Here is a 14,954-nt window from a genome sequence, read left to right as displayed (position 1 = left end):
TCACCGCCGGCCTTCCGCGTACTCCTTGGCGCGGCCCAGGGTGGCCCTGCTGTTGGCGCTCAGGGCCTCCCTGACGTACGCCGCGGCCTCGGGGACACCGGCGTCCCCGCCCAGGACGCGGGTGATGTTCTCCGTGGCGAGGACGACGGTGTGCCGCGAGGTGGCGAGGGTGCCGTCCGCGTCCCGCACCAGCCGCCACCGGCCGGTGTGCAGGCTCATCAGGGCGGGCAGCGTGGTCTGCTTGTAGACGATGAGGTGGTGCGGGAAGCAGACCCGCACCGACTCGGTGGTGTGCGTGGTGCCGTCCGGCGCGCGGGTGTCCATGCGGAGCCGCTGGAGTCCGGGGGTGTCCTCCGCCACGGTGGCGTGGGCGACGTGCGGGAGGCGTTCGGCCCACCGGTCGGCGCGGTCGAGGAACTCGTAGACGTCCTTGGCCTCGCCGTCGATCCGCACGGTGTCCTCGAAGTCCAGGACGCGTCCGTCGGGCGCCCCGGCGGCGGACTCGGCGTGGGCCTTGAGGGCCGCGAGTTCGGCGCGGCTGTTGCGGTCGACGGCCGCCTCGATCCAGGCGAGGCCGTCCGGGTCGCCGTCCGCGGCCCGGTAGTGGTGGCGCAGGGTGACGCGGGTGGTGGTGGGCGACAGCGGGTCGGCCAGCCAGGTGCCGCCCATGGCCGCCACGGGCGGCGCCGGCACCTCCTGACGGAACTCGATCCGCCGCCGTACGGGGTCGAGCAGGCGCAGGGAGGTCCAGGTCTTGGCCGTGCCGTTGGCGGTGGCCCAGATGCGGATCCGCTCCGACGCGCCGACGCGTTCGGTCCGTTCGGCGTGCACGGTGGGCGGGAACAGCAGCGGCCAGTTCTCCACGTCCGCCAGCAGCGCGTAGACGTCGGCGGCGGGTGCCGCCACGGTGATGCCGTGCTCCGCCTCGCGGGTCTCCGGCTCCGTCATCGGTGTCTCCTTCCGGGAGGGGCCGGGCGGCTCAGAAGTTGCCGAGGCCGCCGCAGACGTTGAGGGCCTGTGCGGTGATGGCGGCGGCTGTGTCGGAGGCCAGGTAGTCGACGAGGCCGGCGACCTCCTCCGGGGTGGAGTAGCGGCCGAGCGGGATCTTGGCCGTGAACCGCTCCAGGACGGCGTCCTCGGTGGTCCCGTACGCGGCCGCGTAGCCCTGCCGGACGCGCTGGGCCATCGGGGTCTCGACGTAGCCGGGGCAGACGGCGTTGACGGTGATGCCGGTGGGCGCGAGTTCGTTGCCGAGGGCCTTGGTGAAGCCGACGACCCCGTGCTTGGACGCCGAGTAGGGCGCGCCGAGCACCACGCCCTGCTTGCCCGCGGTGGAGGCGATGTTGACGATCCGGCCCCAGCCGCGGTCCCGCATCCCGGAGCGGTTCAGCACCTCGCGGGTGACGCGGAAGACGCTGGTGAGGTTGGTGTCGATGACGTCCTGCCAGAGGTCGTCGGCGATGTCGGCGGTGACGCCGCCGCCGCTGCGTCCGGCGTTGTTGACGAGGACGTCCACCGTTCCGTACCGGTCGACGGCGGCCCCGACCCAGGCCCGGACGTCGTCGGCCGAGCGGACGTCGCACGCCGTGCCGTCGACGTCCAGGCCCTCGGCCCGCAGCTTCTCCGCCGTGGTGCGCACGGCGTCCGCCGAGCGGGCGCAGACGAACACGCGGTGGTCCCGCGCCGCCAGCCGGCGGGCCACCGCCAGGCCGATGCCGGAGGTTGCCCCGGTGACGAGGGCGACGCGCCTGTCCTGTGCCATGGTGCTCCTCGAAAGGTCGCCGGAAGGGCCGGTGTTCACGAGCGGGCCGGACCGGCGGGGGCGGGGCGCGCCTCGTCGATCCGCCGGTTGACGGTGGCGAGCAGTTCGCCGAGGGTCGTGGTGTCGTTGAGGCACTCCTCGTCGAGGGCGACCTCGTAGGTGCGCTCGATGCGGCCGCCGGCCTCCAGCCGGGCGAGCGAGTCGTAGCCGAGCTGCTCGAAGGTGAGGGCGCGGATGTCGCCGGCGAGGCCGGTGCCCTCCTGTTCGCCGGCCGCCTCGCGCAGGATCCGTTTCAGGTCGTTCAGGGTGAACCGGGCGTGCTCGTGCGTGGTCATGCGTTCCTCCGATACGTCCGTGGTGCTGTGTCACGGCCGTCCGCTACGCCCCCGCGCGCCGGACGACCAGGGCGGAGTTGAAGCCACCGTGTCCCCGGGCGAGGACGAGCGCCGTCTCCAGCCGCGCGGGCCGCGGCACGCCGACGACGAGGTCGAGGCCGTACCCGGGCAGCGGGGTGACGTTGACGGTGGGCGGGACGACGCCGTCCGCGAAGGCGAGCAGCGCGGTGACGACGTCGAGGGGGGCGGCGCCGGACAGCAGCCGCCCGGTCATGGTCTTGGGCGCGGTGACCGGTACACCGCCGGGTCCGAACACGGCCGCGAGGGCGTCCGCCTCGATCCGGTCCAGCTCCGGTACGGCCGCCGCGTCGGCGAGCACGAGGTCGACGTCGGCGGCGGTGCAGCCCGCGTCGTCCAGGGCCAGCTCGATGGCGCGGCGCAGGCCGGGTTCGCGGCCGGTGCCGGGTCTCGGGTCGAAGGTGGCGGCGTACCCGGCGATCTCGCCGTAGACGCGGGCGCCGCGGTCGCGGGCGGAGCCGGCGTCCTCCAGGACGAGGAGGGCCCCGCCCTCGCCGGGCACGTGCCCGGCCGCGGCGGCGTCGAAGGGCAGGTAGGCGCGGTCCGGGTCGGTGGCGGTGGACAGCCGGCCGCCGGCCATCCGGGCGACCAGCCCCCAGGAGCAGATCGACGCGTCGACGCCGCCGGAGACCACCAGCGGGGTGCCGCCGCGGATCAGCCGCCGGGCCTGCGCGAGCGCGTCGAGCCCGCCGGCCTGGTCGGAGACGACGACGCCGCACGGGCCGCGCATGCCGTTGCGGATGGAGATCTGGCCGGTGTTGACGGCGTAGAACCAGGCGAACGACTGGTAGGCGCTGACGTACTGGCCGCCCTTGCTCCACAGGTTGCGCAGCTCGCGTTCGCCGAACTCGAAGCCGCCGGAGGAGCCGGCCGTCACCACGCCCATGGTGAAGGGGTCCCGGGCGGCGGGGTCGACGCGGGCGTCGGCGAGCGCCTGGTCGGCGGCGACGAGCGCCAGCCGGGTCATGTGGTCGGTCTGCGGCAGGAGACGGCTCGGCAGGTGCTCCTCGGGCCGGAAGTCCGGGACCTCGCCGGCGAGTGTGACCGGGTAGCCGGAGGTGTCGAACTTGCGGATCGCGCGGATGCCCCCGGCGCCGGCCCGCGTCGCCCGCCAATAGGCCTCCGTGCCCAGGCCGTTGGGGGCGGCGACGGCGACCCCGGTGACGACGGCGGCGGTCATGCGGCGCTCCGCAGGACCATGGCGCTCTGGAAGCCGCCGAAGCCGCTGCCGACGGTGAGCACGGTGTCGGTCCGGTGCTCGCGCGCCTCCAAAGGTACGTAGTCGAGGTCGCACTCCGGGTCGGGCTCGTGGAGGTTGGCGGTGGGCGGGACGACGTCGTGCGCGATGGCGAGGACGGACGCGGCGATCTCCAGGGAGCCGATGGCCCCCAGCGAGTGGCCGATCATCGACTTCACCGAGCTGACCGGCGTCCGGTAGGCGTGCGCGCCCAGGCTGCGTTTGAACGCGGCCGTCTCGTGGCGGTCGTTCTGGCGGGTGCCGGAGCCGTGCGCGTTGACGTAGTCGACGGCCTCCGGGGGGATCCGGGCCTCGTCGAGCGCCCGGGTGACGGCCTCGGCCATCTCCCGGCCGTCGGCGCGCAGTCCGGTCATGTGGTAGGCGTTGCTGCGGGTGGCGAAGCCGGCGATCTCGGCGTGGAGGAGAGCCCCGCGGCGCCGCGCGCGCTCGTACTCCTCCACGACGAAGACCGCCGCGCCCTCGCCGAGCACGAAGCCGTCGCGGGTGCGGTCGAACGGCCGGGAGGCGTGCTCCGGGTCGTCGTTGCGGGCCGTGGTGGCGCGGATGGCGTCGAAGCAGGCGACGGTGATCGGCGAGATGGGCGCGGCGGCGGCGCCGGCGACCATGACGTCGGCGGCGCCCTCCCGGATCAGCCCGGTGGCGTAGCCCACCGAGTCGAGCCCGGAGGTGCAGCCGGTGGAGACGACCGTCGTCGGGCCCTCGGCCCCCACCGACCACGCCACCTCGGCGGCGAAGGAGCTGGGGACGAAGTAGTCGTAGAGGTGCGGGACGGCGTAGGTGTGGTCGACGGCCTCCAGCCGGCCGCCGTCGCTGACGACGCGGTACTCGCGGTCGAGCGCCATGGTCGCGCCCACGCCGCTGCCGATGGTCACGCCGGTGCGGTGCGGGTCCGCCTCACCGGGGGCCAGGCCGGCGTCGGCCAGGGCCTCGGCCGCGGCGACGACGGCGAACTGCGCGGCCCGGTCCATCCGGCGGACGTCCTGGGGGCCGAGCCCGTGGTCCTCGGGACGGAAGTCGACCTCGGCCGCCACCCGGGAGCGGAAGCCGGCGGGGTCGAAGAGGGTGATGCCACGGGTGGCGGTCCGGCCGGCGCTCAGCAGGCTCCAGTACTCCTTGGTGCCGACCGCGCCGGGCGCCACGACCCCGATCCCGGTGATGACGGCGCGGCGCCCCCCGCGGGTGCCGCGCCGTGCCGCCGTGCCGCTCACCTGTCGCTCCCCTGCGTGCCGTCCCAGTAGTAGAAGCGGGTGGCCATGGCGTCGGCGGGCGAGCGCCAGGTGGCCGGGTCGTAGGCCGCGATGTACGGCTTGAGGTCCTCGCTGACCTTGACGAAGAGCGGGTGCTCGCGCGCCCGCTCGATGGCCGCGCCGCCGTGGTCGGCGTCGAAGTCCTGGAGGTGGAAGTAGAGCCCCCGGTAGTGGAAGAGCTGGCGGCGCCGGGTGCCCATGGCGTCCGGCAGCTCGGTCTCGTCGAACTCCCGGAAGATCCGGGACACTTCGCCGAGCGAGGCCGGGTCCATCCGGGCCACGATGAGGGTGCTGTGCATGGTGCCTCCGTTGTCGGAAGGGTCTCCGGTGCGGGGTGGTGCGGGCTCAGCGGGCGGCCGGGCCGAACCAGCGCCGCAGGGCCGCGGGCAGGGTGACGGACGGGGTGTCAGGCGGGTCGCCGGGCGCGGCCCAGGCGACGTATCCGTCGGGCCGGACGAGCAGGGCGGCGGTCCCGTCGAGCGGGCCGCCGGGCGCCTGGCGCGGGGCGGCGGTGACGACGCGCACCCGGTCCGCCCAGGGCCGGGCGGCACGCCGGACGTCCGGGTCGGCGGCGAGGTCGAGGAGCACCCCGCGGCCGGTGTGGAGCTGTTCGAACGTGGTGGTGGGGCCGTGCTCGCCGGCGAGGTCCGCCGGGGGCAGGCGCCGGCCGAGGAGCGGGTGGTCATCGGGTCCGTCGGGCCCGGTCTCGTAGCGGATGTCGAGCCCGCTGACCCGGCCGGCCAAGTGCCGCCCGGCGTCGGGGAGTTCCATCAGCTCCGCGAACACCGCGCGCAGCGGCAGCACCTCTTCCCCGCCGAGGTACAGCAGGCCCTGGGCCCGGGTGTTGGCCAGCAGCCGGGCGCCGGCGGGGTGCCGCTCGGTGTGGTACGTGTCGAGCAGGCCGGGCGGCGCCCAGCCGTGCACGGTGGCGGCGAGCTTCCAGCCGAGGTTGGCGGCGTCCTGGACGCCGACACTCAGCCCCTGGCCGCCGGCGGGCAGATGGGTGTGGGCGGCGTCGCCGGCCAGCAGCACCGAGTCCTTGCGGTACGCGACGGCCTGGTGGGTGGCGTCGCCGAAGGAGCTGACCCAGTGCGCGGTGCGGCCGCCGATGTCCTCGCCGGTCAACCGCCGCCAGGCGGCGGCCACTTCACCGAAGGTGACGGGCCGGTCGCGCCGCCGGGGCGGGGTGCCGCGTTCGCAGACGATGACGCGGTCCACGCCGTCGGCGAGCGGGGCGGACATCACCATGCCGCCGGGCAGCCGTTCGCCGATGGGCCGCGGCCGGATGCCCTTGCCCTGGGTGCCGGCCACGTCGGCGAGGAACATCTCCCGGGTGGCGGCGGTGCCCGGGAAGGCGATCCCGGCCGCGCCCCGTACGAAGCTGTGCCCGCCGTCGCATCCGGCGAGGAAGCGGCAGCGCAACCTGCGGCGCCCGGCCGGCGTCTCGGCCTCGACCTCGGCCCCGTCGGGTCCGTTGACGAGCCCGACGGCCCTCCAGCCGCGCCGGATCTCCGCGCCGAGCTCCGTGGCCCGGTCGGCGAGGACGGCCTCGGTGCGCGCCTGGGGGATCCCGCGGGCGCCGAAGTGGCCGCCGTCGAGGACGCCGTAGTCGAGCGGTATGCCGCCGAAGTGCCCCCGGGTGTCGGTCCGCACGGTGCCGAAGCGTGGCAACAGGCCGCGTTGGTCGAACAGTTCGGTGGCACGGGCGGTGAAGCCGAGCCCCCGGGACTGTCCGGAGGGCCGGTCGAGTGCGTCGAGGACGAGGACGTCGACGCCGCCGAGGCGCAGTTCGGCGGCCAGGAACAGCCCGGTGGGGCCGGCTCCGACGACGATCACCGGAACATCCATGCTGTCTCCTCGCCCCGGGCGCGGCACGGCGGACGGACCCGGCCGCGGCAGGGGAGTTGGCGAACGGAAGGGCGGGGCGGAGGCGGCGCGGTCGCGTCGACGCGCCGCGGTCGGCCCTGCGGGAGAGAAACCCGCCGGAGAGAAGAGAGAGAGGGGGACGCACGGGAGAAGACGTCTCCCCCGTCCCGGAAGCGGACACAGATCTGCCGCTGCCCCTTAGCGTGACAGTGCGGCCGACCCGGTGTCAAACCCCGCAGCTCAGCCGGGAATTACCGGGTGGCGATACCCCGCGATTCCCGTCTCCGGGCGACGGAACGACCCCTGCTATTCCTCTTCCGGTGGCCGCCCGGCGGGCGCCGGTCGGAATCCGCTTTTCCGCCCGAATACATGTAGACAACACCCTCGGGGGCTTGTAGGGTCCGACCCTGCATCGCATGGAACGCGCCCCCTCCGCCCCCAGGGACGGAATGGGGGGAATCGTTCCGCCCGGTCACTCGGGCGCGATGACACGGGGGCCAGAAACGGGGGTTCCAGATTTCATGATCGGAAATCTGGCACGGCACGTCGTACGCTCATTGCCTTTCCCGGCCGGGATTTTCCGGAACGCGGGACCCATCGGCCGGCGGACCGGCGGAACCGGAATCCGCCGTAGCCGTTCCGGGGACGAACCGGGACGCGGTCCCGAGCCCGTTCACCGATGCCGCCACCCCTCCGCTCCAGGGATCCCACCCCACTCCTGGACACGGCGCTCCCGGTGCGCGCTTCCACGCCGGCACCCCACCACGAGCCTCGGGAGAAGGAAATGAGTTCACCGGAATCGAGTTCACCGGGATCGAGTTCCGCGGGATCACGCCCGTCAGGGCCGCGCTCCGCCAAGCCGCGCCCTTCGGAATGCAGCACGGGACACCACACCGGCGTCCCGCGCCGCCGCCCCGGCACACCGAACCCCGGGCTCCGGCCGTGTGCCGCCTGCGGCAGCGCGATCCGGTCCTGCCTCGGCGAACTGCCGGACATCTACGCCGACTGCGAGGCCGCGCTGCTCCCCCGCCGGCAGGGGCCGCTCAGGCCGGTCGGCGGCGCCCGGCGCCACTCCGGGCCGCCGCTCGACGAGGGCGCGATGGCGACCCGCTCGCGGATCCTGGGCACCCTGTCCTCCTGGGCGGCGCTGGTGGCGGACGAGCGCGGGGTGGCCGCGCCGCGGCGGCGCCCGGCCGAGCTCGCCGCGTTCCTCCTCGTCCATCTGGACTGGCTGCTGTGCCACGCCGCGGCCGGGGACTTCGTCGGGGAACTGCTCGACGCCACCGAGACCGCCCGGCGTTCGTCCTACGTCAAGCCGTCCCTGGCCGCGAACCTGGGCAGCTGCGCCCACCCGGGCTGCGCGGAACCGCTCTCCCCGGCCCCGGTGTCCGGGACGAAGGGGGTGGGCCAGGTGCGGTGCGCCGCGGGGCACACCTGGCTGCCGCACCAGTGGCTCGCGCTGATGCGGAACCTCCGGCGGGAGCAGCGCCTCGGCCGTTCCGCCGAGGGCGTCGCATGAGCGCCGCCGACGACGGGGAGCCCCGGCTCGTCACCACCGAACTCGCGGCCCTCGCCGCCGGGGTCTCCCCCGCGACCATCCGCAAATGGTCGAGCCGCGGAAAGATCACGCGCTACGGAAGCGCCCGCCGCGCGCTCTACGACCTCACGGAAATCATGAATGCCGTGGCAGTCGGCCCCTCTTCTCTCCCCGGCGGGGAAACCTGATCCGTCCGCCCCTCCCCATTCCTCCGCGATCCCTTCACGCTTTCCCGGCCGTTTCACCCGGCGCCGGGTGAAAAACGGAGCGAAAGGCGCGAAGAACGCCCCGCCCGCCGCCCTGCACCGGGTGACGGGGGATTTTCCCGGCGCGCGGGCGACGGGCGGGGCTGCACGGCCGCCGCCGCACCGGATCGCCCATGCGTCCGGTGCGGCCGGCGGGAACCGTGCGGTCTCGGGCGGCGCCGTTTCCGGCGCCCTTCCGGATCCCTCCGTGGTGCTCATCCCTGAGAGGGGTACGGGCCCCCGGGGCGTGACATCCCCCGCACTGTGAGCCGGGTCTCACCCGGCCGGAGCCCACCCGGCCGCATCAGCCTTTCAGCCCGTAGAAGTGGATCCGTGTGTTCGCCTCGAACCCGATGCGCGGGTACACGGGGGCCCCGGCGGCGGTGGCGTGCAGCGTGGCGCGGGTCAGTCCGGTGGCCCGCGCGCCTTCGTACAACGCCTTGCGCGTGACCGCCTCGCCGTAGCCCCTGCGCTGCCACCGGGGGTCCGTGGCGACGAACACGACGTGCAGGCGGCCCCGCGCCGCGACGGTGGCGGCGCAGGCCACCGCCTCGTCGCCCCGCACGGCCAGGTAGGCGTGCACCCCGTTCCTCCAGAGGGCGGATCCCGCCAGGCCGTCGCGCCCCTCCTCCAAGGGGAGCCCGTAGGCGCGGGATTGGAGGTCGGCGTAGGCCAGCAGCTGCTCGTCGGTGCGGACGCGGGCGAACGTCAGGTCGGGGTGGACCGGCTCGGCGAGGGGCGGCAGGCCGGCGGCCATGCCCGTACCGGGGAAGGCATACCGGAGGCCGGCCCGTTCGGCCGCCGACTCCAGCCCGGAGCGGGCCTCGTCGTCGAGGAGGTCCTCGAAGAGCCACAGGAAGCCCGGGTGTCGCTTCGCCCGCATGATGTCCGCGGCCTGGCGCAGCCGCCGCCCGACGCGCTCGGCTCCCGCTTCCGCCTCGGTCAGGGTGACGCAGTTCCAGAACCCGAACCGGCTGTCGGCCCAGCGCACGGCGATGCCCGGAAGGTCGCGCACGTCCGCGTCGGCATCCCGGTCGAGCACCAGGGCCCGCCAGACGGCGGTGAGTTGGCGTACCGACTCGATGGACTCGGCGGGAACGGTCACGATGCCTCCATGATGCGTCAGACGATGTTCTCGGCGTTCCCGGCCTCCGCGATCCGCCCGGGGGCGTTCGCGGCGCCGGAGCGGGGCACCCCGTAGGAGCGGCGTCCGAAGCGCCACCACACGGCGGCCATGACCAGGGCCATCAGCAGGGCGACGGGTGTGTAGTTGAAGGTCTCGGCGGTGACCGGGCTGGTCTGCGGCAGCAGGAACAGCACCGTCACCCCGGCCGCCCAGAGCACCGCCACCCAGCCGATCGGCCGGCTCCAGCGGCCCAGATGCCAGGGGCCGGGGGTGAACCGGTCCCGGTGGCGCAGGCGCAGCAGTACCGGGATGGCGTAGGCGGGGGTGAAGCCCACGACGGAGATCGCGGTGACCGCGGAGAACGCGGTGGCGGAGTACAGGGACGGCAGGGCGAGGACGAAGGCGACGGCGACCGCGAGCCGGACGGCGTTGGCCGGAATGGCCGTCCGGCGGCTGACCTTGCGCCAACGTGCCGAGCCGGGCAGGGCGCCGTCCCGGGCGAAGGCGTAGATCATGCGGCTGGCGGCGGCGGTGACGGTGTAGCCGCACAGGAACTGTGCGCCGATGATCACCAGCAGCAGTGCCTTGGCCGTCGCCAGGCCCAGGGCGTCGAGGAGGATCTGTGCCACCGGCACCCCGGTCTCACTGCCCAGAGTCCCGGTGTAGTCCTGGATGGCGAACAGCAGGGCGGCCAGCAGGATGCCGCCGGCGATCCAGGACACGGCCACCGAGCGGACGATCCCGCGCGCGGCGGCCACGGAGGCGCCGGTGGTCTCCTCGCTCAGGTGGGCGGAGGTGTCGTAGCCGGCCAGGGCGAAACACGGCAGCAGCATGCCCAGCAGGATCACGTACAGGGGGCTGGACCAGCCGGTGTTGTTGGTGAACTCGGTGAACACGAAGCCGGCCGGCCGGTGGTGGGAGGGGACGAGGGTCAGGGCGCCGACGATGACGACGGCGCCGGCCAGGTGCCACCAGGCGCTCAGGGACGTCAGGACGTTCATCAGCCGGGTGCCGAAGAGGTTCAGGAGGGCGTGCAGAGCGAGGACGACCGCGTACAGGGCCAGCAGGGATCTCGGCGTCGGCACGTAGCCGAACTGCAGGTTCGCCCAGGCGCCCGCGAAGGTCGCGATGCCGTAGTCCTGGGCCGCGATCCCGCCGAGCAGCCCCAGCAGGTTGAGCCAGCCGGTGTACCAGCTCCACCGCTCGCCGCCGAGCTGACGGGCCATGTAGTACAGGCCGCCGCTGGTGGGGTAACGGGAGGTGATCTCGGCCAGCGCCGCCGCCAGGCACAGCACCGGCGGGCCCACGGCGAGCCACCCCCACACCACCACCGCGGGACCGCCGCTGTTCAGGCCGTAGCCGAGCAGCAGCAGCGTCCCGGACATGATGGAGATGACCGACAGGGAAGCGGCGAAGTTCCCGAAGGCACCCATCCGCCGGTGCAGTTGCTGGGTGTAGCCGAGCTCCTTGAGTACGCGCTCGTCGTCGTCCGACGGCTCGGACCGCCGCCGTCGCGCACGTGCCGGTGTACGCATCGGGATCCTCCGCACGGAGAAGGGCCGAAGGGAACGGGAACGGCGGGTCCGGCCGCGGGACGGCATGGCACTCGGGAACCGGGCAGACCGCCTGGGAAGGGCATCGACGCTCCGATACGGGCCGGGGGCGGGGCACGAGCGGGGAGCACGGGGGCACGGACGGCATGGCGCACCGCGGCGGCGCCGCCCGTAGCCGACGGAGCTACTCGCCGTGCTCCCAACATAGTTGGCGGATACCGTCACGGACGAGACCGCCGTTCGGCTGCCGCGCGGGCGGCGACGTCACCGGGCGGGGCGGGCGCCGTGGCATGTCGGACGCCGCGCGTCTCAGCCGAGGTTCAGCGTTCGCGCGGCCAGGGCCGGCGGGATGGGCGCGGCGTAGTCCGGTTCCGGACAGGGGTCCGGTGCCGGCGCCCCCGGCAGGGCTTCCTGGCCGGGGTCGGGCTCCCGGCGGTGCGTCGTACAGGGGCCGCCGCCGGTGGCCACCCCGCACCGTCCCTTCCATGTCGGATGGCCGCACTGGAGGTCCGGATCATGGACGTGACACAGACCCGAGGGCCTGGCGGTGCCGGTGGGGCAGCGGTAGCCCTTCTTCGTGATCGCGACGCATTGCGGGTCCGGGGATGTTGCCACCATGGCGGCATCATGCCCGTACGGCACGGCGGCCGGCCAAGGGGGGCCCGGCCACGACGGCGCGGTCGACCGCCCCCGACGGTGCGGCACTCCGGCCCGCCGGCCCGCCGCTCCCGGCACGCCGTCCGGGCCGGCGTGGTCCGAGGTCTACCGCCGCCGTTGCGGCGTCTTCGGCAGCGCGCCCCCGACGCTCAGCCCCGGCGCCCCGCCCCGCTCCCCCACCGGCCCGCGCAGTTCCGTCGCGAGGAGGACGAACCAGGCGCCGACGAGGACCAGGTGCGCGCGTTGGGGGACGCCGTGCCAGCCCGGGTGGCCGAAGAGGGGGCCCACCGTGGAGACGGCCGTGGCGAGGGCGGCGGCCGGGAGCCAGGGGGTCCAGCGGGACAGGACGGGCCACCGGGCCTGGGCCGCGGCGACGGTGAACAGGAACATGGAGCCGAAGAGGGCCGCGTGCACCAGGGCGCTGGTGGCGGTGTGCCAGGGGTTGACGGCCTCGCAGCCGGCCTCCACCGAGGGGGCGCAGCGCATCGGCACGATCACGTCGGCCACCGAGCAGATCCCGAAGGCGACCAGGCACCACCATCCGGCCTCGGCCACCGGCCCCGTCCGGCGGTCCCTGGCCAGCAGCGCGCCGGCCACCACCAGGGCGGCGGCGAGGAGTTCCGCGGCGCCGAAGAGGAGATGGAAGCGCTGGTCGGCGGCGTAGAGCTCGCTGACGTAGGAGTGCCGCGGGTCGAGCCCGGTGGGCAGCGGGAACTCCAGCAGCCAGTCGTTGTAGACGACGGCCGCCGTGAGCAGCAGGGCGGGTGCCAGGACCGTACGGGCGAAGAGGCGGCGCCGCGGTGGTGCGGGTGGCGGGGCGGGCCGGGGCCCGGCGGGCGCGAGCGCGGTCCGCCGGGGGCCGGGGGAGGGCCGTTCGTACAGGGCCTGCCTCCCGTGGTCGGGGCAACTGCTGTCAGTGCCGTCGGTCATCTTCGCGCCACCCCAGATCTTCATTGTGTGTACCGGGACCTCGCTCACCGCAAACGGGACGTCCGCTTCCCCCGAGTGCCCCGGCAAAGGGGTGGCAATCGGTTCCGGGGCGTACGGTTCGAGCCATACGGGGAGGTCAGCCGCCGTCCGTCCGAAGCAGGAGCGCGCGTGGGTCAGGAGTCGGGGTCCCGTTCCGGAGAGGCCGTCCGGGCGTGGGCGGAGGCGTTCGGCGCGGTGGCCGCCGCCGTGGCCGCCATGGTCGCCACCGCCGCCCTGGGCCTGTGGGCGGCCGGGGCCGGCGGCTTGCCGTCCGGGGCGTTCCCGGCCGTGCTGGCGGCGACCGTGGTGGCCGCCGTGGGCGGGACGGTGGAACTGACCGGCGGCGCGGGGTTCTTCGGCCGTACGGGTGCCACGCTCACGGTGGTTCCGCTGTCGGTGTCGCTGGCCGGGGCGCTCGCCCTGGCGGCGGGCGTACTGCGGCCGCTGGGTCCGCAGCGCCACGGGCCGCCGCCGGACGGCCGGGAACTGGCGGCCCGCGCGGCCCGGGTGGCGGTGCTCTGGATCCCGGCGCTGCTGGTCCCGGCGCTGACCGCGCGCCACACCTTCCGGATCGGGCTGGGCGGCGGGCTGCTGGACGAGATCGGGGACGCGCTGGACGTACGGCCGGAGGTGGAATTCCGCGCGGACGTGGCGGCCACCCTGGGCCGGGGACTGCTGTGGCTGCTGGTGCTGTATGTGATCACCGTCCTCGCCGCGCGCCGCACCCCGCTCCCTCCCCCGCTGCGCCGCTTCCAGGACGCGGCGCGCCCGCCGGTGCGGGCGGTGCTGGGGCTGCTGCTGGGCTACGTCGCGCTGGGGCTGGTGGTGGGTCTGGTGACGCTGTGCACCCGGGGGCACCCCGCGGAGACCGCGGCCACCCTGCTGCTGGGGCTGCCCAATCTCTCCTGGCTCGCCCTGGGCACGGGCCTCGGCGGCGCCTGGGAGGGGAACGTGCCCGACGCGATCGGACTGCCGGTGCCGTACGCGCTCGCCGCGGTGCTGCGGGAACCGGGCGGCGGTACGGCGACGGTGAACCTGGTCTCGCTGGGGCGGTACGACGACCGGGCGTGGATCCTGGCCCTGGTGGCGGCCCTCGCGCTGGCGGCGGCCGCGTTCCTGACGGCCCGCCGCTTCCCCGCGCCGTGGTGGCGGCAGGCCGTCCGGCTGGCCCCGGCCCTGGCCGTGGCCCTGGTGGCCGTCGGCCTGCTGACCCGGATCTCGGCGCGCTACGGGCTGTCGCTGTTCGGCATGGGCGACCTCGACGCGTTCGGCGGGGAGGTCCGGCTCCACCCCCGGCTGCCGCTGCTGTTGGGGTGGGGAGCGCTGTGGGGCCTGGTCGCGGGGGCGGCGGCAGGGGCGCTCGCCGAGGCGCTCACCCGCGCCCGGCGGCCGCGGAGCGGCGCCGGATAGCCGGTTAGGCTGACCGGGCGCGCGGCCGGAGGGAGGCGGGGATGGCGGGGGACGAGGCACCGCTGCCGGTCTTCGTCTACGGCACGCTGCGCCGCGGCGGCGTCAACTACGACGGGTTCCTGCGCGGCCGGACGGCCGCCGAGGTCCCGGCCCGGCTGGCGGGGGCGGTGCTGTACGAGGGCCCGGGCTATCCGTTCGCGGTCACCGCGCCGGCCGGTGAGATCCGCGGCGAGCTGATGACGCTCGCCCCGGCCGCCCACGCGGCCGTGCTCGCCGCCCTCGACGCGCTGGAGGGCCACCGCCCGGGGGATCCCCGCAACCTCTACGAGCGGGTGGTGCGCGCGGTGCGCACCGAGCGGGGCGAGACCGTGGGTGCGTGGGTGTACCTGGCGGCCGATCGGATCGCCCGCCGGCTGCGCGCGGAGGGCGTCCGCGTCCCCGGCGGCGACTGGCCGCACCGCGCGTGACGACCGGGGCGTGAGAACCAGGGCGTGACGGCCAGGGCGTGACGGCCGGGACATGACGGCCGGGACGTGACGGCCAGGGCGCGACGGTCGGCGCGTATCAACAGGCGCGACAGGCGCAGGAGATCCACCGCGTCACCGCAGACACGCACCGCGTCACCGACCGTCCCACATGCTGAACGGTCGCCGAACTCGCGCAACCCGCCGCCCCCTTGACCGGTCTTGCGATGCGAACGGACGTCCTGTTGACCGCCGTTCACCCTCTGTCGATCTCATGTCAAATATTGATCAACTGATGTGAACACCGTGTAAACAGTCTTTCCATGCGCATGCCAAGCACTGCACAGTCTGCCCGGGACCACAGGGTCCCGCGGTGCACGAGTGACAGCACCGCCCCCCGCCAGCGGCCCGGCCACCCCGGGCCGTCATGACGCAAAGGGCGCTGAA

At 74.8% G+C, this 14,954-nt stretch carries 15 protein-coding genes; 4 read left to right on the top strand and 11 right to left on the bottom strand.

The features are described 5' to 3' along the window. Genes ACH4PU_RS27740 through ACH4PU_RS27710 form a run of 7 tightly spaced genes read right to left on the bottom strand, consistent with a single transcriptional unit; the run spans position 1 to position 6,528 of the window. Positions 1-948 (bottom strand): aromatase/cyclase, encoded by a 948-nt coding sequence (locus ACH4PU_RS27740; protein WP_398277586.1) that lies wholly within the window; start codon positions 946-948, stop codon positions 1-3. 31 nt (positions 949-979) lie between these two features. Next, entirely contained in the window at positions 980-1,762 is a 783-nt protein-coding gene (fabG, locus tag ACH4PU_RS27735) for a 3-oxoacyl-ACP reductase FabG (RefSeq protein ID WP_398277583.1), read from the bottom strand. Between the two features lie 35 nt (positions 1,763-1,797). Next, positions 1,798-2,097: a phosphopantetheine-binding protein gene (locus tag ACH4PU_RS27730; RefSeq protein WP_398277580.1), complete on the bottom strand. Its 300-nt coding sequence runs from the start codon at positions 2,095-2,097 to the stop codon at positions 1,798-1,800. Positions 2,098-2,140: 43 nt separating this feature from the next. After that, on the bottom strand, positions 2,141-3,355 hold the full coding sequence (locus tag ACH4PU_RS27725; RefSeq protein WP_398277577.1) for a ketosynthase chain-length factor: 1,215 nt from the start codon (positions 3,353-3,355) through the stop codon (positions 2,141-2,143). Next, positions 3,352-4,641 (bottom strand): beta-ketoacyl-[acyl-carrier-protein] synthase family protein, encoded by a 1,290-nt coding sequence (locus ACH4PU_RS27720; protein ID WP_398277574.1) that lies wholly within the window; start codon positions 4,639-4,641, stop codon positions 3,352-3,354. The genes ACH4PU_RS27725 and ACH4PU_RS27720 overlap by 4 nt, the downstream gene beginning before the upstream one ends. Continuing rightward, positions 4,638-4,979 (bottom strand): TcmI family type II polyketide cyclase, encoded by a 342-nt coding sequence (locus ACH4PU_RS27715; RefSeq protein ID WP_398277571.1) that lies wholly within the window; start codon positions 4,977-4,979, stop codon positions 4,638-4,640. The genes ACH4PU_RS27720 and ACH4PU_RS27715 overlap by 4 nt, the downstream gene beginning before the upstream one ends. Positions 4,980-5,025: 46 nt before the next feature. Then, positions 5,026-6,528 (bottom strand): FAD-dependent monooxygenase, encoded by a 1,503-nt coding sequence (locus tag ACH4PU_RS27710; RefSeq protein WP_398277568.1) that lies wholly within the window; start codon positions 6,526-6,528, stop codon positions 5,026-5,028. A gap of 802 nt (positions 6,529-7,330) precedes the next feature. Between ACH4PU_RS27710 and ACH4PU_RS27705 the strand changes: the two genes are divergently transcribed. Next, complete coding sequence (locus ACH4PU_RS27705; protein ID WP_398277565.1) at positions 7,331-8,065, top strand: hypothetical protein; 735 nt, start codon at positions 7,331-7,333, stop codon at positions 8,063-8,065. After that, on the top strand, positions 8,062-8,271 hold the full coding sequence (locus tag ACH4PU_RS27700) for a hypothetical protein (protein WP_398277562.1): 210 nt from the start codon (positions 8,062-8,064) through the stop codon (positions 8,269-8,271). Before ACH4PU_RS27705 ends, ACH4PU_RS27700 begins: the two co-directional genes overlap by 4 nt. A 361-nt stretch (positions 8,272-8,632) precedes the next feature. On the opposite strand, the gene ACH4PU_RS27695 is transcribed toward ACH4PU_RS27700, so the two are convergent. The 4 genes from ACH4PU_RS27695 to ACH4PU_RS27680 form a co-directional block, all read right to left on the bottom strand. Beyond that, a complete protein-coding gene (locus tag ACH4PU_RS27695) occupies positions 8,633-9,433 on the bottom strand; it encodes a GNAT family N-acetyltransferase (RefSeq protein ID WP_398277559.1) in 801 nt (266 codons plus the stop codon). 17 nt (positions 9,434-9,450) lie between these two features. Then, positions 9,451-10,989: an amino acid permease gene (locus ACH4PU_RS27690; RefSeq protein WP_398277556.1), complete on the bottom strand. Its 1,539-nt coding sequence runs from the start codon at positions 10,987-10,989 to the stop codon at positions 9,451-9,453. 327 nt (positions 10,990-11,316) lie between these two features. Then, complete coding sequence (locus ACH4PU_RS27685) at positions 11,317-11,625, bottom strand: hypothetical protein (RefSeq protein ID WP_398277553.1); 309 nt, start codon at positions 11,623-11,625, stop codon at positions 11,317-11,319. 144 nt (positions 11,626-11,769) lie between these two features. Beyond that, entirely contained in the window at positions 11,770-12,594 is an 825-nt protein-coding gene (locus tag ACH4PU_RS27680; RefSeq protein ID WP_398277550.1) for a DUF998 domain-containing protein, read from the bottom strand. 168 nt (positions 12,595-12,762) lie between these two features. Here ACH4PU_RS27680 and ACH4PU_RS27675 point away from each other — a divergent pair, with 168 nt between their 5' ends. Continuing rightward, positions 12,763-14,043, top strand: a complete 1,281-nt coding sequence (locus tag ACH4PU_RS27675) for a streptophobe family protein (RefSeq protein ID WP_398277548.1) — start codon at positions 12,763-12,765, stop codon at positions 14,041-14,043. A 41-nt stretch (positions 14,044-14,084) separates the two neighbouring features. Beyond that, positions 14,085-14,510: a gamma-glutamylcyclotransferase family protein gene (locus ACH4PU_RS27670; RefSeq protein WP_398277545.1), complete on the top strand. Its 426-nt coding sequence runs from the start codon at positions 14,085-14,087 to the stop codon at positions 14,508-14,510. Positions 14,511-14,954: the final 444 nt, after the last annotated feature.

It is taken from the genome of Streptomyces sp. NPDC021100, assembly GCF_044333095.1.
GTDB lineage: Bacteria > Actinomycetota > Actinomycetes > Streptomycetales > Streptomycetaceae > Streptomyces.
The sequence above is the reverse complement of the archived record's forward strand: the minus strand, read 5'-3'. Positions and strand labels throughout refer to the sequence as shown.

Bases quoted from the DNA above. Each gene is read 5' to 3' on its own strand.
- fabG (WP_398277583.1), bottom strand. From the start codon at position 1,762: ATGGCACAGGACAGGCGCGTCGCCCTCGTCACCGGGGCAACCTCCGGC.
- ACH4PU_RS27700 (WP_398277562.1), top strand. From the start codon at position 8,062: ATGAGCGCCGCCGACGACGGGGAGCCCCGGCTCGTCACCACCGAACTC.
- ACH4PU_RS27680 (WP_398277550.1), bottom strand. From the start codon at position 12,594: ATGACCGACGGCACTGACAGCAGTTGCCCCGACCACGGGAGGCAGGCC.
- ACH4PU_RS27740 (WP_398277586.1), bottom strand. From the start codon at position 948: ATGACGGAGCCGGAGACCCGCGAGGCGGAGCACGGCATCACCGTGGCG.
- ACH4PU_RS27685 (WP_398277553.1), bottom strand. From the start codon at position 11,625: ATGGTGGCAACATCCCCGGACCCGCAATGCGTCGCGATCACGAAGAAG.
- ACH4PU_RS27715 (WP_398277571.1), bottom strand. From the start codon at position 4,979: ATGCACAGCACCCTCATCGTGGCCCGGATGGACCCGGCCTCGCTCGGC.
- ACH4PU_RS27690 (WP_398277556.1), bottom strand. From the start codon at position 10,989: ATGCGTACACCGGCACGTGCGCGACGGCGGCGGTCCGAGCCGTCGGAC.
- ACH4PU_RS27670 (WP_398277545.1), top strand. From the start codon at position 14,085: ATGGCGGGGGACGAGGCACCGCTGCCGGTCTTCGTCTACGGCACGCTG.
- ACH4PU_RS27730 (WP_398277580.1), bottom strand. From the start codon at position 2,097: ATGACCACGCACGAGCACGCCCGGTTCACCCTGAACGACCTGAAACGG.
- ACH4PU_RS27725 (WP_398277577.1), bottom strand. From the start codon at position 3,355: ATGACCGCCGCCGTCGTCACCGGGGTCGCCGTCGCCGCCCCCAACGGC.
- ACH4PU_RS27710 (WP_398277568.1), bottom strand. From the start codon at position 6,528: ATGGATGTTCCGGTGATCGTCGTCGGAGCCGGCCCCACCGGGCTGTTC.
- ACH4PU_RS27705 (WP_398277565.1), top strand. From the start codon at position 7,331: ATGAGTTCACCGGAATCGAGTTCACCGGGATCGAGTTCCGCGGGATCA.